At 71.3% G+C, this 19,310-nt stretch carries 18 protein-coding genes and 5 pseudogenes; 13 read left to right on the top strand and 10 right to left on the bottom strand.

All coding sequences use genetic code 11. The annotated features are described in order from the left end of the window. Positions 1-5 precede the first annotated feature (5 nt). Positions 6-485, bottom strand: a complete 480-nt coding sequence (locus ACFWBB_RS12085; protein ID WP_385269795.1) for a CGNR zinc finger domain-containing protein — start codon at positions 483-485, stop codon at positions 6-8. Positions 486-590: 105 nt separating this feature from the next. On the opposite strand from ACFWBB_RS12085, the gene ACFWBB_RS12080 reads away from it, so the two are divergent. After that, a complete protein-coding gene (locus ACFWBB_RS12080; RefSeq protein WP_385269793.1) occupies positions 591-1,457 on the top strand; it encodes an alpha/beta fold hydrolase in 867 nt (288 codons plus the stop codon). Positions 1,458-1,656: 199 nt separating this feature from the next. Here the strand turns inward: ACFWBB_RS12080 and ACFWBB_RS12075 are convergent, their stop codons facing one another. Together ACFWBB_RS12075 and ACFWBB_RS12070 are read right to left on the bottom strand one after the other, a co-directional pair. Continuing rightward, positions 1,657-1,794 (bottom strand): hypothetical protein, encoded by a 138-nt coding sequence (locus ACFWBB_RS12075; RefSeq protein WP_385269791.1) that lies wholly within the window; start codon positions 1,792-1,794, stop codon positions 1,657-1,659. Further along, a complete protein-coding gene (locus ACFWBB_RS12070) occupies positions 1,791-2,237 on the bottom strand; it encodes a MerR family transcriptional regulator (protein WP_385269789.1) in 447 nt (148 codons plus the stop codon). The genes ACFWBB_RS12075 and ACFWBB_RS12070 overlap by 4 nt, the downstream gene beginning before the upstream one ends. 131 nt (positions 2,238-2,368) lie before the next feature. Here ACFWBB_RS12070 and ACFWBB_RS12065 point away from each other — a divergent pair, with 131 nt between their 5' ends. Next, on the top strand, positions 2,369-2,593 hold the full coding sequence (locus ACFWBB_RS12065; protein WP_385269787.1) for a hypothetical protein: 225 nt from the start codon (positions 2,369-2,371) through the stop codon (positions 2,591-2,593). A gap of 196 nt (positions 2,594-2,789) precedes the next feature. Then, positions 2,790-3,728: an alpha/beta hydrolase family protein gene (locus ACFWBB_RS12060; protein ID WP_385269785.1), complete on the top strand. Its 939-nt coding sequence runs from the start codon at positions 2,790-2,792 to the stop codon at positions 3,726-3,728. Between the two features lie 838 nt (positions 3,729-4,566). Here ACFWBB_RS12060 and gndA read toward each other — a convergent pair. From gndA to ACFWBB_RS12035, 5 genes and pseudogenes are all read right to left on the bottom strand, one after another. Further along, positions 4,567-6,006: an NADP-dependent phosphogluconate dehydrogenase gene (gene gndA / locus ACFWBB_RS12055; protein WP_385269783.1), complete on the bottom strand. Its 1,440-nt coding sequence runs from the start codon at positions 6,004-6,006 to the stop codon at positions 4,567-4,569. 333 nt (positions 6,007-6,339) lie between these two features. Further along, positions 6,340-6,846, bottom strand: a complete 507-nt coding sequence (locus ACFWBB_RS12050; protein ID WP_385269781.1) for a MarR family winged helix-turn-helix transcriptional regulator — start codon at positions 6,844-6,846, stop codon at positions 6,340-6,342. A gap of 302 nt (positions 6,847-7,148) precedes the next feature. Further along, positions 7,149-8,771, bottom strand: coding sequence for a cellulase family glycosylhydrolase (locus ACFWBB_RS12045; RefSeq protein WP_385269822.1), 1,623 nt, complete (start codon positions 8,769-8,771; stop codon positions 7,149-7,151). 546 nt (positions 8,772-9,317) lie between these two features. Further along, a pseudogene (locus ACFWBB_RS12040) lies at positions 9,318-9,845 on the bottom strand (LLM class flavin-dependent oxidoreductase); the annotation flags it as partial. Then, positions 9,846-10,236: pseudogene (locus ACFWBB_RS12035) on the bottom strand (amidohydrolase family protein); the annotation flags it as partial. Between the two features lie 40 nt (positions 10,237-10,276). On the opposite strand from ACFWBB_RS12035, the pseudogene ACFWBB_RS12030 reads away from it, so the two are divergent. The 9 genes and pseudogenes from ACFWBB_RS12030 to ACFWBB_RS11990 form a co-directional block, all read left to right on the top strand. Further along, a pseudogene (locus ACFWBB_RS12030) lies at positions 10,277-10,492 on the top strand (LuxR C-terminal-related transcriptional regulator); the annotation flags it as partial. Between the two features lie 9 nt (positions 10,493-10,501). Beyond that, positions 10,502-10,624: a hypothetical protein gene (locus ACFWBB_RS12025; protein ID WP_385269828.1), complete on the top strand. Its 123-nt coding sequence runs from the start codon at positions 10,502-10,504 to the stop codon at positions 10,622-10,624. A 311-nt stretch (positions 10,625-10,935) separates the two neighbouring features. Then, complete coding sequence (locus tag ACFWBB_RS12020; protein WP_385269779.1) at positions 10,936-11,595, top strand: YceI family protein; 660 nt, start codon at positions 10,936-10,938, stop codon at positions 11,593-11,595. Positions 11,596-11,684: 89 nt separating this feature from the next. Then, positions 11,685-11,909 carry a hypothetical protein gene (locus ACFWBB_RS12015; protein WP_385269777.1) on the top strand — a complete coding sequence of 75 codons (225 nt, stop codon included), beginning with the start codon at positions 11,685-11,687 and terminating at the stop codon, positions 11,907-11,909. A 324-nt stretch (positions 11,910-12,233) separates the two neighbouring features. Beyond that, on the top strand, positions 12,234-12,473 hold the full coding sequence (locus tag ACFWBB_RS12010) for a hypothetical protein (RefSeq protein ID WP_385269775.1): 240 nt from the start codon (positions 12,234-12,236) through the stop codon (positions 12,471-12,473). Between the two features lie 129 nt (positions 12,474-12,602). Next, positions 12,603-12,851: a hypothetical protein gene (locus ACFWBB_RS12005; RefSeq protein ID WP_385269820.1), complete on the top strand. Its 249-nt coding sequence runs from the start codon at positions 12,603-12,605 to the stop codon at positions 12,849-12,851. Positions 12,852-12,865: 14 nt separating this feature from the next. Beyond that, entirely contained in the window at positions 12,866-14,071 is a 1,206-nt protein-coding gene (locus ACFWBB_RS12000) for a flotillin family protein (RefSeq protein ID WP_385269773.1), read from the top strand. A gap of 99 nt (positions 14,072-14,170) precedes the next feature. Further along, positions 14,171-16,324, top strand: a complete 2,154-nt coding sequence (locus ACFWBB_RS11995; protein WP_385269772.1) for a DUF4139 domain-containing protein — start codon at positions 14,171-14,173, stop codon at positions 16,322-16,324. A gap of 8 nt (positions 16,325-16,332) precedes the next feature. After that, positions 16,333-17,892 (top strand): mucoidy inhibitor MuiA family protein, encoded by a 1,560-nt coding sequence (locus ACFWBB_RS11990; protein ID WP_385269770.1) that lies wholly within the window; start codon positions 16,333-16,335, stop codon positions 17,890-17,892. A gap of 141 nt (positions 17,893-18,033) precedes the next feature. Here the strand turns inward: ACFWBB_RS11990 and ACFWBB_RS11985 are convergent. Continuing rightward, a pseudogene (locus tag ACFWBB_RS11985) lies at positions 18,034-18,135 on the bottom strand (LysR family transcriptional regulator); the annotation flags it as partial. Between ACFWBB_RS11985 and ACFWBB_RS11980 the strand changes: the two are divergent. Then, positions 18,131-18,670 (top strand): annotated as a pseudogene (locus tag ACFWBB_RS11980) (SDR family NAD(P)-dependent oxidoreductase); the annotation flags it as partial. The pseudogenes ACFWBB_RS11985 and ACFWBB_RS11980 overlap by 5 nt on opposite strands. Before the next feature lie 196 nt (positions 18,671-18,866). Here ACFWBB_RS11980 and ACFWBB_RS11975 read toward each other — a convergent pair. Further along, on the bottom strand, positions 18,867-19,241 hold the full coding sequence (locus ACFWBB_RS11975) for a hypothetical protein (RefSeq protein ID WP_385269768.1): 375 nt from the start codon (positions 19,239-19,241) through the stop codon (positions 18,867-18,869). Positions 19,242-19,310: the final 69 nt, after the last annotated feature.

The following is a 19,310-nucleotide window of genomic DNA, read 5'->3' as shown; positions in this document are numbered from 1 at the left end:
CAAGCTCAGCGGGTGCGTTTGTAGTGGCGGCGTGCTTTTTCGCGGTTGCCGCAGACAGCCATCGAGCACCAGCGGGCGCGGTTGGCGCGGCTGCGGTCGAGCAGGAACAACTGGCACTCGTCGTTGGCGCAGGGGCGTAGCCGGCCGGGCAGTTGCTCCTCGGTGGCGGCCCAGGCGAGAACCACCTCGACGGCCAGCCTGGCGTGCTGGGAAGTCTTGACTGTCCACTGAAGACCGTCCGAAGTGATCTCCGGGATCTGGTGGACCCCTTCGAGCAGCGGGCTCAACGCGGCGGGCGAGATTTCTCCACGCACCACGTCCCGCAGGATGTCCCGCGTCTCGCGCAGCAGCGCCAGTTCCGCGAGGCTGCCTTCGCCGCCGTGCTCCCGCGCCCAGCGTCTACCTCCGGCCGAGTCGCCGAGCGCGTCCCGTTCCTCGCCGTTGACCAGTGGCCTGCTGTTGAGCAGGTCCAGCAGCGTGTCCATCGGTTACCGCTCCCTCTCTAACCGGATTGAGCCGTTTGACAGGTTAGCTCATTCCGTGCTTGCATGACGAAAACTAACCAGATAAACCATTCGAAGGGGTTAGAAATGAGCTCGGTGCATCACCGGACCGCCACCGTCGACGGCCACGAGATCTTCTACCGCGAAGCCGGCCCCGCTGACGCCCCCGCGATCGTCCTGCTGCACGGCTACCCAACCAGCTCGTTCATGTTCCGCGAACTCATCCCGCTGCTGGCCGACGGCTACCACGTCATCGCGCCGGACCACCTCGGCTTCGGCCACTCCGACGCCCCCCTCGTCGAGGAGTTCGCCTACACCTTCGACGCCCTCGCCGAACTCACCTCCGGACTGCTCGACCAACTGGGCCTGAATCGCTACGCCCTCTACGTCCAGGACTACGGCGCCCCCATCGGATGGCGCCTCGCGCTGAAGCACCCCGAACGGATCTCCGCCCTCGTCACCCAGAACGGCAACGGCTACGAGGACGGTTTCGTCGAGTCGTTCTGGACCGATGTCTGGGCCTACGGGGCGAACCCCGGCCCCGACACCGAACCCGCCGTGCGCGCCGCACTGAGCGTCGACGCCATCCGTTGGCAGTACGTGCACGGCGTGCCCGACCCGAGCCTGGTCAGCCCGGACACCTGGGAGCACGACTTCGCCCTCGTCTCCCGCGAGGGCAACGACGAGGTCCAGCTGGCGCTGTTCCGCGACTACCAGAACAACCGCCCGCTCTACCCGCTGCTGCACGAATTCCTGCGCACCAGCGAGGTCCCGGTGCTCGCCGTCTGGGGCCGCAATGACGAGATCTTCGGCCCGGCCGGCGCCCTGGCCTTCGCCCGCGACGCAAAGGACGAGGAGGTGCACCTGATCAACGGCGGTCACTTCCTGCTGGAGAGCCACCTGGACGTCGTCGCGGGTTACCTGCGCGGCTTCCTCGGGCGGGTGCTGCACTGAGCGGGCGTCTCGTGACTGGTCTTCTGGCTCCGCCTCGCCCGGCCACTGGCCGCAGATCGCCGCCGCCCCGCCGACCAGGGCCCGGCACGCCACCCGGCTCGAAGAACCGACGACCCGCCATCCGCCACGACGTGGGCAAAACGGTCTGGCGGCCCGAGATCATCACTGAATGTGACGAGGTCAGACCATAAAGAAAATCTCAGCGCTTGACCGCGAACCGTTCGAGGAGACGTTCCCCTCTGCTCGGCACCGGGGCCGCGGAGGAGCTCGCCAGTTCTTGTAGCAGCGCGAGCTGATCGCTGTTCCAGGGCACCGCGAACGGACTGGACGACGTCATCCCCCACCTTCCCGAGCTTCTTGATCACCACGGAGGGTAACGCCGCTGACCGGCGCCGAAGCGGTCGATGCCGGGCCGGGCCGGCAGGGGGTCCCGGTGTCCATGGATGCGGAGGCGCTGGCGATGACCGAGTCGAGCCGGTCTCGGGTGTGCGTGAGATCGGCGATGTGCTGGTCGATGTGACCGCGCTCCACAGCCAGGCGGTCCAGGAGTTCGGGTGTGGCCTTGCCGTCGATGACGCAGGGCGTGAGCTCGGCGATGATCTTGCTCGACAGGCCGGCGGTGAACAGCTCCCGGATCAGGAGGATCCGGTCGACCGCAGTTTCCGGGTAGTGACGCTGGCCGGTGTTGCTGCGCTCGGCGGTGAGCAGGTTCTGCTCCTCGTAGTACCGCAGGGCCCGGGTGCTGACGCCTGTGCGGCGGGCGAGTTCCCCAATGCGCATTCCGAGCTCCATGTGATCTACGCCATAACGACTTGCCTTTGACGTCAACGTCAAGTTTTAGCGTAGTTGACATGCCCCCCGGGGTTTTCGCCCGGTACGTCCCGGACCGCGTGTGCGAAATGGAGCTTGCCATGAGTGAGGACATCGTCCAGGCCCGGCGAGTGATCGGCGTCGAAGAACACGCCTGGACACCCGAACTGCGTAAGGCCCTGCTGAAGTGGGGCGGCGACCAGACCGTCAGCAAGATGAGCAGCCGGGGCGAGGTCAGCCGGCGACTGCTCGAACAGCCGTGGACGTACTGGGGCCCGACCGCGTCATGTTCGGAGCCGACCCCCCTACGGTGCCCCCACCGCTGAGAGCAACTCCGGCGCCCCCGGCCTGCGAGGCGTCGGCTCCCGCGGCTCATTCGCCGGCGGCGCCCGCGCCTTCGTCGACACCGCCCCCCTCGACGAGCACGGCAGGGCGAAGCTCGGTCACCTCAACGCCGAACGCGTCCTCACCCTCAAGACCACCTGACCCGCCACCCGCACCACACCGGAAGGAAGCACGCGCATGACCACCCACCAGACGACCGGCCTCACCGGCCCCGCTCCCACCCCGACCGTAACGGTCAAGCCGATCGTGCTGCCCGCACCCCAGCGCGGCCAGGACCTGCACGTACGCGTTTCCGCACCGCTCACTGGCACACGCCTGCCGATCGTGCTCTTCGCACACGGATTCGGCTCCGACCTGGACGGCTACGCACCGCTGGTCGACCACTGGGCCTCTCACGGCTTCGTGGTGATCCAAGCCACGCATCTCGACTCCGAGCGGGTCGCCATCGCCGCGGACGACCCCCGCAAACCCCACCTGTGGCGCTACCGCGTGCAGGACATGAAGCGCATCCTGGATGAGCTCAAGCCGCTGGAGGCATCCGTGCCCGGCCTGTCCGGCCGGGTCGACCACAGCCGCATCGTCGCAGCGGGCCACTCCTTCGGAGGCCAGACCGCGGGCATTCTGGTAGGTCTGCGCGTCACCGACCCCCAGACCGGCACCGCCGACGACCTGTCCGACTCCCGGGTCATGGCCAGCATCCAGTTGGCCACGGCCGGCAAGGGCGGCGACGAACTGACCCCCTTCGCCCACGAGAACCTTCCCTGGCTCCGCGACCAGAACTTCTCCCACATCACCGCCCCCGGACTCGTGGTCGCCGGCGACAAGGACGACCTCCCGCTCACCACCCGAGGACCCGCCTGGACAAGCGACCCCTACACCCTCAGCCGCGGCAACAAGAGCCTGCTCACCGTCTACGGCGGCGAGCACTTCCTCGGCGGCATCTCCGGCTACCGGGCAGCAGAGACCACCGACGAGGACCCCAGCCGCGTCGCCCTCGTCCAGCAGGTCACCCTCGCCTACCTACGCCACATCACCGGCATCGACCACACCGACTGGCAGACGGCCCGGTCCGTCCTCACCGACGCCCACGCGCTGGGGCGGCTGGACAGCAAGTGACCCTCGGCGGTTGCGATGGGCGGTTGCGATACACGCCTTGGTCCGCCCAGCGACCCCCCGTAGGGTCAACGCGGGGCGGCACCAGGAGGTCTCCCCGGCCGGCTCGTCCCTGCCCGCGCGCCGGGCGAGCCGGTAGCGGACCTTCTCGCGCGACAGCCCCACCTGGCCACCGATCTGCCGCAGCCCCCGGCCCTCCGCCTTCGCCACGGCCATCCCCTCATCCAGGGCCGCGTCCGTCACCTCGTTGAACGCGGCCCGCAGCCGGACGACCAGCCCCAGCCGGATCGCCGGGGCCAGATCTTCCAGACCGGCGCAGAACCGCGCCACGTCCGCCTTCAGGACACCGATCGTCGGGTCGTCACTCCCCCGCCCCACCCTGGCGACCCCGCTCACGCCTGTCAAAAGTTCTGACAGCTACAACGGTTCTCTGTTCCGTTCCTTCTGGGACCCCTGCCAGCACCGCTCCAGGAGTTCTCCGCGCTACACCCGGACGTCACCGTGGACTTCAACGAGGGCACGGGCAGGCTCCCAGCTCCCGTAAGGGCATGCGCGCGTTGCTTACGGCTTACGTGGTCTCTGGGCTAGCCAGCTTCCGGCACTGCAGGCGGCGGATATCACGCAGGGTTGCAGTCCGAAATCCAGCCCTTCAAGCGTTTGCGCGTTTCCCCGGACAACCGGCCCGGATTCGCTGCGCACGTCTGCCGGAGCTGCAGGTCAGAGCTCTGGCATTGCGCACAAAGTCCCGCACCCCACAGACCGCGAACCGGTCTCACCGGTGGTCGGCAGGGGAGCGGGGCACTCACCGAGCGCCCCGCTCCCCTGCGTACGCGCGGCGGCGTCAGGCCGACGTCTCCGGGCGCCCGGCCTCGGACCAGTGGGTGTGGAAGGCTCCGGGGCGGTCGGTGCGCTGGTACGTGTGGGCGCCGAAGTAGTCGCGCTGCCCCTGCAGGAGCGCGGCGGGCAGCCGGCCGGCGCGCAGGGTGTCGTAGTGGGCCAGCGCTGCCGAGAAGGCGGGCACCGGAATGCCACGCCGGGCGGCCGAGGCCACGGTCTCCCGCCAGGGCACCTGCGCGTCCGTGATCTCCATGGCGAACTCCATCTCGCCGAGCAGGCTGACCAGGTCCGGGTCAGCGGCGTACGCGGCACGGATGCGGTCGAGGAACGTGGCGCGGATGATGCAGCCGCCGCGCCAGATCCGGGCGACCGCGCCGAGGTCGATCTTCCAGCCGAACTCGCCGGCCGCGTCCTGGATCATCTTCCAGCCCTGGTCGTAGGCGATGACCTTCGAGGCGTACAGGGCGTGCTCGACCTGCGAGGTGAAGCGGGTGGCCTCGGTGCGGCTGAGCGGGGGCGTGGTGCCGCCGGGGAGTCCGGCGTAGGCGGCGCGCAGCGCGCTCTGGCCGGATGCGGCGCGCGCGAAGGTGGCCTGGGCGATGGCGGTGACCGGGGAGCCCAGGTCGAGGGCGGTCTGCACGGTCCAGCGGCCGGTGCCCTTCTGACCGGCGGCGTCGGCGACGATGTCGACGAACGCCAGGCCGGTGGTGGCGTCGGTGTGGGCGAGGACCTCGGCGGTGATCTCGATGAGGTAGGAGCCGAGCCGGCCCTCGTTCCAGGTGCGGAAGATGCCGGCGATCTCCGCCGGGGTGTAGCCGGCGACCTGGCGCAGCAGGTCGTACGCCTCGGCGATGAGCTGCATGTCGGCGTACTCGATGCCGTTGTGCACCATCTTGACGAAGTGCCCGGCGCCGTCGGTGCCGATGTGCGTGGCGCAGGGCTCGCCGCCGACCTTCGCGCTGATGGACTCGAACATGGGGCCGAGGACGTCGTACGACTCGGTCGAGCCGCCGACCATGACGGCCGGCCCGTTCAGCGCGCCCTCCTCGCCGCCGGAGACGCCGGCGCCGACGAAGTGGAGACCGCGCTCGCGCAGGGACTCCTCGCGGCGGCGGGTGTCGGCGTAGTGGGCGTTGCCACCGTCGATGATCATGTCGCCGGGCTCCAGCAGCGGGGCGAACTCGTCGATGACGGCGTCGGTGACCGCGCCCGCCTGCACCATGATCATCAGCCGGCGGGGACGTTCGAGCGCGGCCACGAAGTCCGCGGCCGACTCGGCGGGGACGAACGCGCCCTCGTGGCCGAACTCCTCGACGAGCGCGCGGGTGCGGCCGGCGGAACGGTTGTGGACGGCGACGGTGTAACCGTTGCGGGCGAAGTTGCGCGCGAGGTTGCGGCCCATCACGCCGAGGCCGGTGACGCCGATGGCGGCGGTTGCGTTCACGAGGTACGTCCCTAGGATCGTTGGCGTGGTCGGAGGGGCGGGCGGCCCCCCGGTACCCCCAGGTACGGACCGTCGGCCGGTTCTTCTCGATCCGCCAGGCGATTCACCATCGATTTGCCGTCGATTCACGGTCGGCTTGCCATCGGTTCGCCGTCGACTCGCCGTCGACTCGCCATCGGTTCCGTAAGCCGAGGAGCGGCGACGCGACTCGAAGCGCCGCCCGTTCCCTGAGCTGATCAGCGACTGCTCGACTCCATGTGCCGGCCGGGCCCTGAGCCGATCGGACCGGCCGAACCGGCCTGTCCGGCCGGACCGCCCGAGTCGCCCGACCCGCTACCGGCGTCGCCAGGGCAGCGCCGCAGGGTCCGCCTCGGTGCTCTCGGCCCGGACCAGGGCCGCACTGATGGCCTCGCCGATGTCCGCGAACTGACGCACCTGCTCCGGGGTGAGGACGTCGAACACCGCCCGGCGTACGGCCTCCACGTGCCCTGGGGCGACCTCTTCCAGCAGGGACCTGCCCTGGTCGGTGAGGAAGGCGAGCTGACCCCGGCCGTCGGCGGGGTCCTCCCGGCGGTCCACCAGGCCGACCTCGCGCAGTCGGCTCACCGCGTGGGTGAGCCGACTGCGCGTGATCTTCAGACGCTGCGCGAGCTCGGACATGCCGAGGGTGCCCTCGGGGACCATGGAGAGGTAGGCCAGCAGGCTGTAGTCGGCATGTGTCATGCCCGCGTCGCGTCGCAGCTGCCGGTTGAGGTGGTCGGCGAGCAGGGTGGAGAAGTCGACGTAGGCCAGCCAGGCTCGTCGTTCGTCGGCGTTGAGCCAGCGGGGCGTCGTGGACATGTGGCACACCCTACGGGGGTATCCCGCACGGTGGCCGAGGAGCTGGGGGGCGCCGTGGACAAGTCGTCGACGGGGCGGACGGGCCCGCTGACCGGTGGCCTCGGCGTCCAGTCCCGGGGGCGGGTGACCCCGGCGTCCGGTCCCGGCGCCCGGTGACCCCCGCTTTCGGTCCCGGTGACCGGTGACCCCCGCTTTCGGTCCGAGTGACCGGTGACCCCGGCGTTCTGCCCCGGTTCGGAGCGTACGGAACCCCGGCCGGGCGGGGGTACGGGCTCCCCTCGCCCGGCCGGCGGCGCGGGCTGTCAAGTGGTGGTGCAGGCACCGCCGTTGAGCGTGAACGCGGTCGGTACCGTGTTGGTCGCTCCCTTGCTGCCGATGAACCCGACCGTGACCGAACCGCCGGCGGGGATGGTGGAGGTGTACGAGGCGGGGACGACGCTCACCGAGCCACCGCTCTGGGTGGCGGTCCCGCCCCACATGTTGGTGACGGTCTGCCCGTCGGCGAAGGCGAAACCGAGTTTCCAACCGCTGATGGCGGAGGTGCCGGTGTTGCGGAGGGTGATGTCGCCCTGGAAGCCACCGGGCCACTCCCCCACCACGCGGTAGCCGACGGAGCAGGCCACGGCGGGTGCGCTGCCGGTGGTGACGTTCACCGTGGCGGAACGGGCGGAGCGGTTCCCGGCGGCGTCGCGGGCATAGACGGCGAAGCTGTACGCGGTGTTCGCGGTGAGGCCGGTCACGGTGGCGGTGCTGGTGGTCGAGGCGGCGACACCGGTCTCGGTGGTGCCGCTGAGCCGTACGACGTCATAGCCGGCGACGCCGACGTTGTCCGTGGCCGCCGTCCAGGTGAGGGTCGCGGAGGTGGCCGTCACGCCGGAGGCGGTCGGGGTGCCCGGAGCGGTCGGGGCCTGCGTGTCCCCCGGGGTGCCGCCGCCGAAGACCGTGGCTTCCCTGGCGGTCTGCGCGATGCCGTTGACGCCGTTGAAGATGCGCCGGCCCCAGGAAGTCAGCTGGGCGGGATCGAAGTTCAGTGTGAGGTCGAGAATCGGGTCGGTGTTACCGCTCCAGGACCAGGCGAGGTAACCGAGGTCGAGCTGCTGGGCCGCGGCCATCATGGTGTCCTCGTCGGGGTCGCCCCACTGGTCCGCGGGGCCGCCGAACTCGCCGATGAGGAGGGGCAGTTTGGCGGCGACGAAGGCGTTGAGATAGTCGGTGACCTCCGCCGCGGTGTCGAAGACGCTGTACATGTGGATCGAGAAGATCAGATTGCCGGTGGGGTCGGCCGCGTAGACGGCCTGGGCGTTGGCGCGCATCACGCCCTGCCAGTCCTGCCCCCAGTTGGGCGCGTCCACCATGATCGTGTGCTGGAAACCGGCGTTGCGCAGTTTCTTGACCGCGGCGATGGTGGGAGCCGTCCAGCCCGCCGGATCGGTGTTGCCCCAGGGCTCGTTGCCGATGTTGACGATGATGTAGCTCTCCTGGCCGGCCAGCACGTCCTTCAGGCCGATCCAGTAGTCGGCCGCCTGGTCCAGCGTGCCTGCGGCGGTGTCCTCGCCGTAGCCCGTGGTGTCGTGCACCTCGAGCACACAGATGAGCCGGTTGGCCTTGCACTGGGCGACGACGGTCGCCACGTCCGACGCGCTGTTCGCGCTCCAGCGGTGGCCGTCGGCGAGAACGACGCGCACCGCGTTGGCGCCCATCGCCTTGATGTCGGCGAGGGACTGCTGCGTCCTGCCCGGGTACCAGGTGTGGGCGTGGTTCACGCCGCGCATGACGAAGTCGTTCCCGTTGCCCTCGACCAGACGGCCGTCGCTGATGTGCAGACCGGTGGCGACGGCGCCGGGCGCCCGGGTCCGGGCCTGGGCGGCGGCCGGGCAGAGGGCACCGGCCAGGACCAGGCCGAGGAGTGCCGCGAGTCCTGCCAGCAACCTGCCCAGAGGGTGGTGCGCTCGTGACGTGCTTCCGGGGGCACTCCGAACCGTGCTGCTCGTTGCGCCGCTCGCCGTGCGGCTCCTGGCGCTACTGGCCGGACTGTTCGTCGTGCTGCTCGGCGGGCTGTTCGTCGTGCTGCTAGGCGGGCTGTTCTTCGTGCTGCTTGTGGCGCTTCCTGTTGTGCTCCTTGCTCTTCTCACTGCGACTCCAGGAGTGAGGCCGGGAAACTCAGGCGGCAGAAGGTGTGGGGGACGGCCGATATGTGGGAGCGCTCCCATGAAGCCACTATGCCAAGTACACGTCAAGACCTGGCGCACCGCCCCGCGGGAAGCGGGGAGGCTTCCGAGCCTTGTGAGGAGACTCGGGAACGCATATCGTTTGGCATCAAATGATGCTCCCCCAGTGGCACCCGGAGGACACCGCCCACGGGGACCCGGCCCAACAGGGACTGTTCGACGCCCTGGTGGACGCCGCCCGCCGAGGCGTTGACCGCCGAACCAGAGCCGCGGACCTCCGGGGCGGAACGCCTTGGGCTCGAAGTAGACGTCCCTGAACGGGTAGTGCTCGCTCTCGTGCGAGATCGGCGACGCTCCCCAGGCCTTCGCCCAGACGTCGAGGTGTTCGTCGAGCAGCCGTCCGCGCTGTCCGAACGGGACGCCGAGCGCGTCGTACTCGTCCCGGCTCCAGCTCACCGTGGGCTGGACCAGCAGCCGGCCTTCGCTGATCAGGTCCAGGGTGCCCAGTTCCCGTGCCATCAGCAGCGGGTGGCGAAGGGGCGCGAGGACCGCCGCGGCGGCCAGCCGCAGGCGCTCGGTGACGGAGGCGATGGCGGCGAGCAGGAGCAGCGAATTCGGCCACGGGGTGAACGGGTCCTGGTTGCCCGGCAGGGCGTAGGCGCGGGGGTTGCCCATGATGCCGTCGGCGGCGGCGTCCGGGCCCAGCACGATGTGCTCGCTGACCATCACGGAGTCGAAGCCGGCGTCCTCGGCCTCGCGCGCCCACCGGATCGCGGCGGGCAGGTCGGCCCGGCCGCCGGTGAGCGTCCAGTTCTCGCTGAGGACGAGCAGCAGCAGGGGGCGGTCCAGGACGCACAGGTCCGCGACCTTGCCGACCTCGATGGATCCCTTCCAGTCCTCGGCGAAGTCCTGCCGGGCCGGGTTGACCGTGCAGGAGCGCAGCGCCTCCGCCAGCGGTACGCACTGCTCGGGGCCGCTGCGCCGGCCGCCGGCCTTGGACTCCCGCAGCAGCATCGCGGTCACGCCCTGACACCAGTCGGGCTCCGTGATCGGCGCGTCCGAGCTGGCGCACACCCTCACCCCGGCCTCGATCGCGGACCGTACGGGCCACTGGTAGGCGGAGCATTCGGGGGCCTACGACCTCGTCCATCAGGTCGGAGATGGTCCACTTGATGGCCGGGTTCGTGTTGACGCCGTAGCCGTGGGCGGCCAGCCTGGCGAGGGGAGTTCACCGCTTCGGGCGGCCTGCGGCTGCGGGCCCTGTGGCCGGTGGGGCGGGACTGGCACCGCGTGGTGCTGCGCCGGTGCACGACGGGGTCGGCGATCGCACGGCAGGCGGTCCTGGTGACCGGGACGCCCACCGAGCTGCCGTACGGTCTGAGCCCACGCGAACTGGAGGTGCTCGTGCCGCCCGCGGCCAGACCAACCAGGCCATCGCCCAGGCCCTGTTCCTGTCCCCGCGGACCGTGCACAGCCACGTCGAGCACATGCTCCGCAAGACCGGCAGCGCCTCCCGCGCCGAGGCCACCGCGCTCGCCCTGCGGGACGGTCTGCTGAGGCCCACGGCCGAGGATCTGGCGCACTTCGTCGAGCGGATCCCGGCCGGCTGAGGAGTCGAGGCCCTCGCGCCCGGCAACAGGTCACGAGGGGGCGTCGCGAAGGGGCGCGGCGACCGATCGGCTCTTCGGTGTACCGGGGCGACAGGCAACGGCGATACCCCGTATTCCATCAGGCCGGTCGATTCGGAACCGGGTCGCCGGAGTACGGGGATTCACTTGGCCATGAAGTGACGGGGGTGTGTGGATATTGCATCCGCCGGACATTCGGTGGCGGTGTATAAGCCTGTCGGTACGGATTCGGTCCGCCACCGCTCCTGAGGAAGGCTTGCGGCGATATCCGCGGTGGAGTAACTACGTGGAACATGAACCTGTTCACCCGTGGCGCATCCCCCCGGCGCTCGGCACCCCCCACAGCTCCGCGGCGTCCCGTCGACCCGACCGCTTTTCCCTCCGCCGATCTGCCGGATCCGGCCCTGGCCGCGCTGACCGGCGACTGGATGATCGACCCGGCGCACAGCCGCATAGGGTTCTCCGTCCGGCACGCGCTGGTGACCACCGTGCGCGGGGCCTTCACCGCGTACCGGAGCCGGCTCTACTTCGACGGCCGCGACCCGGCCCGCTCAAGGGCCGAGATCGTGCTGTCCACCGCCAGCGTCGACACCGGCGTGGAGCAGCGCGACGCCCATCTGGTCGGCCGCGACTTCCTGAACGCCGCGGCCTATCCCCAGCTGCGTTTCATCAGTACCGCCGTACAACTCGCCGCTCCCGACGTCTACCGCATGACCGGCGACCTCACCATCAGGGACGCCACTCGTCCCGTGGTCCTCGAACTCACCTACATAGGACATGTCACCGACCCGTTCGGCTATGAGCGGGCCGGTTTCGACGGCACCACCACCATCGATCGTTCGGAATGGGGCCTGACGTACAACGCGCGACTGGCCGAGGGCGGCGCCATGGTGAGTGAGAAGGTGCGTCTGCAATTCGACATCGCCGCCATTCGCACGACCACCGCCGGCTGACGGGAGCCACACATCGCGGGGCCCGGCGCCCGCGGGATCACTCGTCGTTCACCCAGCGCATGAGCCGTTGCAGCGGGTAGCCGCCGTCGGTGCGAGAAGAGGCCTGGTGGCGTTCCGCCCGCCCCGCCCAGGGAGACCACGCGCTGCCCGCCGGCGCAGGCGAGGGCGTCGCGCAGTTCCGCCGTGCGGACGTCGGGATACACGCCCACCCTCTGGGTGGCGACCCCGGCGTGCTCGACGGCATCGGACAGGGCGCCGACCGGGACGAGGTTGACGGTCTTCCCGACGGGACGGAAGTCCACGGGTTCCGGTGAGCGGATGACCAGGCCCCGCCCGTCGTAGCCGCCCCACACCCGGTACTCGGGCGCCGGGGACCGCAGTACGTCGATCTCCTCGCGGAGCTCCGCTGCGACCTTCGGGCCGTCGGCCGAGCTGAACTCCCGTACCACTCCCAGGCGTTCGCACGGCGACGCGGCACAGCGGTCGGCCTCGGCCCAGGACCCCCCGACGACTTGGAAGCGGCCGGCCACGCACGCCTGCCGGTTGAAGAACGTGGCGCCCGCCTCGGCGGCCCGCGGGCCCGGGCCGGGGTCTCGGCGGAGGCGAAGGCCTCCCGGTCGATCGATCGCCAAGCCGTAGTGGAGCGAGTACCCATCGAGGTCACCGAGCCGGCGGAGGACATCACGGGCCTGCGCGGGCAGGTACCGGTCGGCCGCCCAGCGCTGCGCACGTACCTCGCCGACGATCCCGGCGCCGCGAACTCCTCGGCCTCGTGGGCGACCACGTATCTGATCGCCCGCCCGGGCACGATCTACGCGGGGACCTCGCAGGTGCAGCGGAACATCCTCGCGGAGAAGGCGCTGGGGATCCCGCGCTAGCCCAGGAGCGCGGCTGACCAGGCCCCGTCCGGTCGGTCCCGGTCCATGAACCCGACCTTCCCGTTGGCCCCCGTCCCGGGTAGGTCTATCGTCTGAATCGTGGGCCAGAGCGATGGAGGGCGGCCGGTGATGCCGCAGGACGAGGCCGTGATCGGCTGTACGGGGAAAATACTCATCGGAACCCGCGGTTCCGCGGGCCCCGGCGAGATCCTGGTGCGGGTCAGAGGCGGCTCCGAGACCTTTCTCGCCTGGTCGGAGGATCCGCTGCCGACGGGGGCGACGGTGCTCGTGATCGAGTCGCGCGGATGTCGTGAGGTCGGCGTCGTCGAGTGGGTGGATCCGTTGGACGCGCTCGGCGATCTCGCCGACGCCGACTGAGGAGTAGAAAAAAAATGTTCGGATATCGCGTTCCCGCTCCCGACGAGGCGATGTTGATCTCGGGGGGCCGGCGGGGACTGGGGGGCGCGCCGTTCCGAGTGGTGACGGGGCACGGAAAGTTCGTGCTTCCGGTCTTCCGTAAGACCCGCTTCCTCACCCTGTCGATGTGCGAGGCCGAGGTCACCGAGACCTGTGTGACCCGGCAGGGCATCGCGCTGCACGTCCGCGCGGTCATCGCGTTCAAGGTCGGCAACGACCACGAGAGCATCATCAACGCGGGCCAGCGCTTCCTCTCCGACCAGGACCAGATGTCGGTGCTGACCGGCCGGATCTTCGCCGGTCACCTTCGGGCGATCATCGGCTCCATGACGGTCGAGGAGATCGTCACCGAGCGGCAGAAGCTCGCCGCCGAGGTCCTGGACACCTCGAAGACCGAGATGGCCAAGATCGGCCTGATCGTGGACTCGCTGCAGATCCAGTCGATCGACGACGGCGACACCGGCTACATCGACGCGATGTCCGCGCCGCACAAGGCGGCCATCCAGCGGCAGGCCCTGATCGCGCAGGCCCAGGCCACCCAGGCCTCGGCCGAGGCGGAGCAGGCGGCGGCCCGCAAGCAGGCCGAGTACGCCCGGCAGACCGCCGTCGTCAAGGCGGAGTACTCGGCCGAGGTGAACCGTGCCGAGGCGCAGGCCGCGCAGGCCGGGCCGCTCGCCCAGGCCCACGCCCAGCAGGAGGTGCTCGCCGCCCAGACCGAACTGGCCCTGCGCCAGGCCAAGCTGCGCCAGCAGCAGCTGGTGGCCGAGGTCGTGAAGCCGGCGGAGGCCGAGGCCGAGCGGATCAGGGTGCTCGCCGCCGCCGACGCGCAGCGCATGAAGATCCAGGCCGAGGCGGCCGCGTCCTACGACCGGGTCGCGCTCGACCGGATGCTGATCGACCAGCTGCCCCAGATCGTGAAGGAGGCCGCGGGCGGCCTCGCCGGAGCCAATGTCAACGTACTGAACGGCGCGGACGGCCTCGGCGAGATCGCCGCCGGTCTGGTGTCCCAGGGCCTGACGATCCTCGACTCGGTCCGGCAGAACCTCAACGGCAACGGCTCCTCCGACGCCCGCCGCCCCGAGGAGGGCGCCGGTGCCGGGGCCAACGGCCTGCTCCAGCTGCGCTCGGGCAACGCGGGCAAGGACAAGAAGGCGAGCGACGGGCCGGTGGACATCGACTAGGCCCTCGCGGACCGAGCCCGGACCACAGGTTCTTCGGGCCGCGCGGACCGCCCCGGCGTAGGCTTCGCTCAGCACGGGCGCGGCGGGGGGGCGGAGCGGATGACGGCTCGAACGGCACAGAGGTGGGGATCGACCCTCGATGCGGTGGTGGTGTACGCGCAGGGCGCGGTCTGCCGCCGCCTGGCCAGGGGCAGTGTGCCGCCGGACGGCCGGGTACGGGTGACGGGACTGCCCCGTTCGCTGGACCCGGGGTCCCTGCGGGCCCGTGTCACGGACGCCGTCGGTGTGCGCGTCACCGAGGCACGGGTGGAGATCGAGGCCGAGCCGATCGTCGAGGCCGTCCCCGACGCGGTACGGCACGAGGTGGAGCGGCTGCGTGCGGAGTGCGCGGCGGCGCAGGGACGCCGCGACCGGCAACTGGGTCTGATCGAGGAGGTCAGGGCGCTGCGCCCGGTCCCACCCGCCCGCAGACGGGACGACCCGCACCGCCGCACCCCGGTCGACGCGTGGCTGGAACTCGCCGAGTTCGTCGACGAGCGGCTGACCGGGCTGCACTCCCGTCTCGTCGAGCTGGAGGAGGCGGTGGACCGCGCCGAGCACGCGCTGTCGCTCGCCGCCGACCGGCTCGCCCGCGCCTCCACCGACGCACCGCAGGCGCACGTGCAGACCACGGTCTCGGCGGTGCTGACCCTCGACGGCGCGGGTGACGCGGAAGTGGAGCTCGAGTACGGCGTGCCGGGCGCGGTCTGGGTGCCGGCCTACCGGCTCACCCACCGTCAGGGCGACAGCAGCGGCCGGCTGGTGCTGCGTGCCTCGGTCGCCCAGCGGACCGGCGAGGACTGGACCGGTGTGCGCCTCGCCCTGGCCACCGCCGACCTACGACGCCGTACCGATCTGCCCAGGCTCCGCTCGATGCGGATCGGACGCCGTCAGCCCGCCCCCATGCCGTCCGGCTGGCGCGAGCCGCCGACGGGCCTGGCCGACCTCTTCACCGGTTACGAGGCGGCAGGCCGCGGGCCGAACAGGACCAGGACCGCCACGCCGACGGCACCCGGGGGCATGCCCGTGGCCGCGGCGGCCGGCTCCGCCCCCGGTCCCGTGCCGCCGATGCAGCCGAAGATGCCGGCTTACGGCGGCTCGCCCGCTGCTGCGCCGCCCGGTTACGGCGCACCGCCCCCTGCACCATGGCCGGGCAGCGCCGAGGGCGCGTATCCGGAGGCCTTCGGCGGCGCGGGCGGGGATCGCGCGCAGCCCGTCCCCTCACGACCGGGCAGCGCGCCGTTCGCCCGCAGCATGCCCCCCGCCCCGGCCGCCCTGGTACCCCCGACCGCGGGCCTGGCGGCGGCGCCACCCCCCGCGCCCGCCGCCCCTGGCGCAGCGGTGCCGCGGTCGGCAGCGGTGCCCGTGGCCGGTCCGCCACAGCCGAGCGGCGCCGAACTCGACTACACCGGCCTCGTCCTGTGCGGCCCCGACGAGCCGGGCGGTCGCCGAGGCCGGCTGTTCCCGGACTCTCCCTTCGACCCCGTGGCGACCGAGCACCGCCGCCGCGCCGAGGCGGTGACCGCGCTGCCGTTGCCCGGACACGCCGTGCGGCCCCGCGAGTCGGCCGGTTCCTTCGACCATCGCTTCGACGCCGTCGCCCGCGCCGACATTCCCTCGGACGGCACCTGGCACACCGTCGCCGTCGGCGAGATCCCGGTCGGTCTGCACACCGAGTACCTGTGCGTGCCGTCCGTGGAGCAGACCGTGTACGCGACGCTGGTGCTCTCCAACTCCACCGACCAGGCGCTGCTGGCCGGCCCGGTGGAGGTCACCGCCGGTGACGACTTCCAGCTGACCACCGCACTGCCCACGCTCGCCCCGGGCGGTGTGTCCCGGGTCGGGCTCGGCCCGGCCCAGGGCGTTCGGGTCACCCGCCGCACGAATCTGCACGAGTCGACCTCCGGGCTGCGCAACACCACCACCGTGCTCGACCACCGCGTCCACGTGGAGCTGGCCAACCTGCTCGCCGGACCCGTCACCGTCGAGGTCCGCGAGCGGGTCCCGGTCACCTCCGACACGGACATCCGGATCGAGGAGCGGGCCGACTGGACGACACCGCCCCGGGACGGCGAGGGCGTGGAACAGCACGCACCCGGCACCCGTATCTGGCGGGTGGACCTGCCCGCCGGCGCCACGACCGCCCTCGACGGCGGCTACGAGATCCGTATCGCGTCCGCCAAGACCCTGGCCGGCGGCAACCGCAGGAGCTGACACACCCCATGCCCACGGCACCGGAGCCGATCCCCCTCCCCGTCACCGCCGTCACCTGCCTGGAGGACCGCGCCCACGTCGAGCGCACCGCCGTGCTCGACCTCACGGCAGGAGTCCAGCGGCTGCGTCTCGGGCCCGTCAGCGCGCTGGCCGTGGACCGTACGCTCCACGCCGAGCTGACCGCCGAACACCCGGCGACCGTGCTCGACGTGCGGATCGTCCGCACCTGGACACCGCGCGGGCCGCAGCCCACCGACGACGACTCCGCCCTGCGGCACCGTGTGCACAGACTCGAGGAGGAGCTGCTCGACCTGGAGCAACGGCGCGAGCGGCTGCACACCCGCCTCGACCTGCTCGGCCGTCTCGCCGCCGATCTGCTGCGGGAGATCGGCGAAGGCGCGGGCTCAGGAGAGACCGAGGGACCTCGCTGGACCCGCGAACTGGACCGGGTGGACGCCGAGCGCGACGCCCACGGTGAGCAACTGCGCGCCGTGCAGGCCCGGTCGGCCGCCCTCACCGCCGAACTCGGCGAGTCCCGGCAGCTCATGGAGCTCGCCGGGGAGGAGCCCGCCGAGCTGGTCGGCCACATCGAACTGACCCTCGATGCCACGGCCGCCGGGCCGGCCGGGCTGCGCCTCGGCCACCTCACTCCGTGTGCGCTGTGGCGGCCCGCCTACCGGGCCGTACTCGACGGCGACTCCCTCACGCTGGAGACGGACGCGATCGTCTGGCAGCGGACCGGCGAGGACTGGTCCGACATCCGGCTGACCCTGTCGACGGCGCGCTCGGCGCTGTCCACCGAGCCACCCCGGCTGGGTGAGGACCGGCTGACGCTCCAGGATCGCTCCCCCGCGGAGCGTCGTACCGTCGACGTCGAGCTGCGCGAGGAGGAGATCGCGGATCTCGGTCCGGCCCCGGTGCAGGGTCTGCCGGGAGTGGACGACGCGGGCGAGGTACGGGTCCTGCACGCCCCCGCGCCGGTGCGGGTGCCGGCCGACGGCCGCGCCCACCGCGTGCCGCTCTCCTCCTTCACCACGACCGCGAGCGTCGAGTACGCCTGCGCACCCGAGCTGTCCCCGCTGGTCACCCAGGTGGTGCGGTTCGACAACCTGTCCGGCCACGCGCTGCTCGCCGGCCCCGTCGACCTCGTCCGGGGCAGCGGATTCACCGGCCGCGGCACCCTGGAGTTCACCGCTCCCCACGCCCCCGTCGAACTCGCCTACGGCAGCCGCGACGACCACCGGGTCACCCGGCGCACCGAGGAGACCCGCGACACCGCCGCCCTCACCCAGCGGACCGTGCTCACCCGCACCGTCCACCTCCATCTGTCCCGGTTCTCCACCCCCGGCGAACACGACGAACGGGTGATCGTCCTCCGCGAACGGATCCCGGTCTCCGAGGTCTCGGCGGTGGACGTGCGCCTGCGTAAGGAACTCTGCGCTCCCGCCCCCGACACGGTCGACGCCGACGGCATCGCCCGCTGGAACCTCGCCCTCCCTCCCGGCGGCCGGCGCACGGTCACCCTGGTCTATGAACTGACGGCAAGCGCCAAGGTGGCCGGCCTGTGACCCGTGACGGGGACGCGGTGATCCGGGCGCGCCGGGCCTCGCCGCTCGTGCACCGCTCCCGGGACCATGGCGTGCCGTCGCGACGCAGGACGTAACCGGCGGCGGGCACGGCACCCACGCGAACCGACGGCGAGCAGCCGGTCAGAGACGTGTCGCCACGCGGATCAGGTCGGCGACCGGGCGAAGCCGGCTCTGCGACGGCCAGGCGATCACCGTGGTCACGGGCGGAGCGTCCAGGACCGGCGACGAGAGCGTGGCCGCCGCGGCCCAGCTGATCGAGGAACGGGCGGGACGCCTTGACGTACTGGTCCACAACGCGGGCATCGCGGGCGGTTGGCCGGAGGCGCCGACCACCATCGACCTCGAGACCGTGCGGCGGCTGGTGGAGACCAACGTCATCGGCGTCATCCGGGTCACCAACGCGATGCTGCCGCTGCTGCGCCACTCGGCGCACCCGCGGATCGTCGACCAGTCCAGCCATGTCGGCTCCCTGACCCTGCAGACCACGCCCGGTGTCGACCTCGGAGGCATCAGCGGGGCGTACGCGCCGACGAAGACCTACCTCAACGCCGTCACCATCCAGTACGCCAAGGAGTTGAGCGGCACCGGCATCCTGATCAGTGGCGCCTGCCCCGGCCACGTGGCCACCGACCTCAACGGGTTCGGCGGTACGCACACCCCTGAGCAGGGCGCGGCGATCGCCGTCCGGTTGGCGGCTCTGCCTGACGACGGCCCCACCGGCCGGCTGTTCGACGACGAGGGATCCGTACCGTGGTGAACCCTGGTGAGCCGGGCTCTGACGGCGGCAAGGGCCGTCCGGCGGTGCGGGACGGCCCGGCCGCAGACCCCGCCACGCTCCGACGTGGCCGAACCGACTGTCTGCGTCGGCGACTGGATCCGGACAACTGATGCCCCTGCTTCTCCAGCCCATCTCCCCGGCCGCCGCGAAGCACCCTGGCTGGAACTGGGGCCGATCAGCCGTACTCCCGGTACGCGCCGGTGCCACCGCAGGAACGGCAGTTCTCGGGCCAGTTGCCGGCGCCCGCGACTCGGCCTGTGCCATCGCAGCTCACACATCCTCGCCGGCGTTTCCTCTCCGCCTCCTTGGCCCTGTCTTCGGCCGCCCAGTCGTTGACCCACCGGTTGGTTCGCTGCCACAGCGAAGGATTCTCGAGCCGCTTCAGTGCCTTGGTGTACTCGCGTCGGGCGGTTGCCAGGTCGCGCAGGGTCTCCAGGTTCTGGGAGGTGCTCGGCATGCCGCGCACCTGTGATTCCAGCTCGTCCAGGCGCGCGAGTTTGTTCCGGCAGTACCGGATCTGCTCCGCGGGTGTGAGGTTCTCGAATGCCATGGTCTGGGCACCTCCAGGCGGACTGCGATGGTCAGGGCAGGTCGTCGTTCGGTTCGACCAGGGCGACGC

This window comes from Streptomyces sp. NPDC060000 (genome assembly GCF_042737375.1).
GTDB lineage: Bacteria > Actinomycetota > Actinomycetes > Streptomycetales > Streptomycetaceae > Streptomyces.
The sequence above is the reverse complement of the archived record's forward strand: the minus strand, read 5'-3'. Positions and strand labels throughout refer to the sequence as shown.

Coding starts and splice junctions, on each gene's coding strand:
- ACFWBB_RS12070 (WP_385269789.1), bottom strand. CDS start 2,237: ATGCGCATTGGGGAACTCGCCCGCCGCACAGGCGTCAGCACCCGGGCC.
- ACFWBB_RS11995 (WP_385269772.1), top strand. CDS start 14,171: ATGACGGCTCGAACGGCACAGAGGTGGGGATCGACCCTCGATGCGGTG.
- ACFWBB_RS12025 (WP_385269828.1), top strand. CDS start 10,502: ATGCTCCGCAAGACCGGCAGCGCCTCCCGCGCCGAGGCCACCGCGCTC.
- ACFWBB_RS12000 (WP_385269773.1), top strand. CDS start 12,866: ATGTTCGGATATCGCGTTCCCGCTCCCGACGAGGCGATGTTGATCTCG.
- ACFWBB_RS12085 (WP_385269795.1), bottom strand. CDS start 485: ATGGACACGCTGCTGGACCTGCTCAACAGCAGGCCACTGGTCAACGGC.
- ACFWBB_RS11975 (WP_385269768.1), bottom strand. CDS start 19,241: ATGGCATTCGAGAACCTCACACCCGCGGAGCAGATCCGGTACTGCCGG.
- ACFWBB_RS11990 (WP_385269770.1), top strand. CDS start 16,333: ATGCCCACGGCACCGGAGCCGATCCCCCTCCCCGTCACCGCCGTCACC.
- ACFWBB_RS12075 (WP_385269791.1), bottom strand. CDS start 1,794: ATGACGTCGTCCAGTCCGTTCGCGGTGCCCTGGAACAGCGATCAGCTC.
- ACFWBB_RS12060 (WP_385269785.1), top strand. CDS start 2,790: ATGACCACCCACCAGACGACCGGCCTCACCGGCCCCGCTCCCACCCCG.
- ACFWBB_RS12005 (WP_385269820.1), top strand. CDS start 12,603: ATGCCGCAGGACGAGGCCGTGATCGGCTGTACGGGGAAAATACTCATC.
- ACFWBB_RS12080 (WP_385269793.1), top strand. CDS start 591: ATGAGCTCGGTGCATCACCGGACCGCCACCGTCGACGGCCACGAGATC.
- ACFWBB_RS12050 (WP_385269781.1), bottom strand. CDS start 6,846: ATGTCCACGACGCCCCGCTGGCTCAACGCCGACGAACGACGAGCCTGG.
- ACFWBB_RS12020 (WP_385269779.1), top strand. CDS start 10,936: ATGAACCTGTTCACCCGTGGCGCATCCCCCCGGCGCTCGGCACCCCCC.
- ACFWBB_RS12065 (WP_385269787.1), top strand. CDS start 2,369: ATGAGTGAGGACATCGTCCAGGCCCGGCGAGTGATCGGCGTCGAAGAA.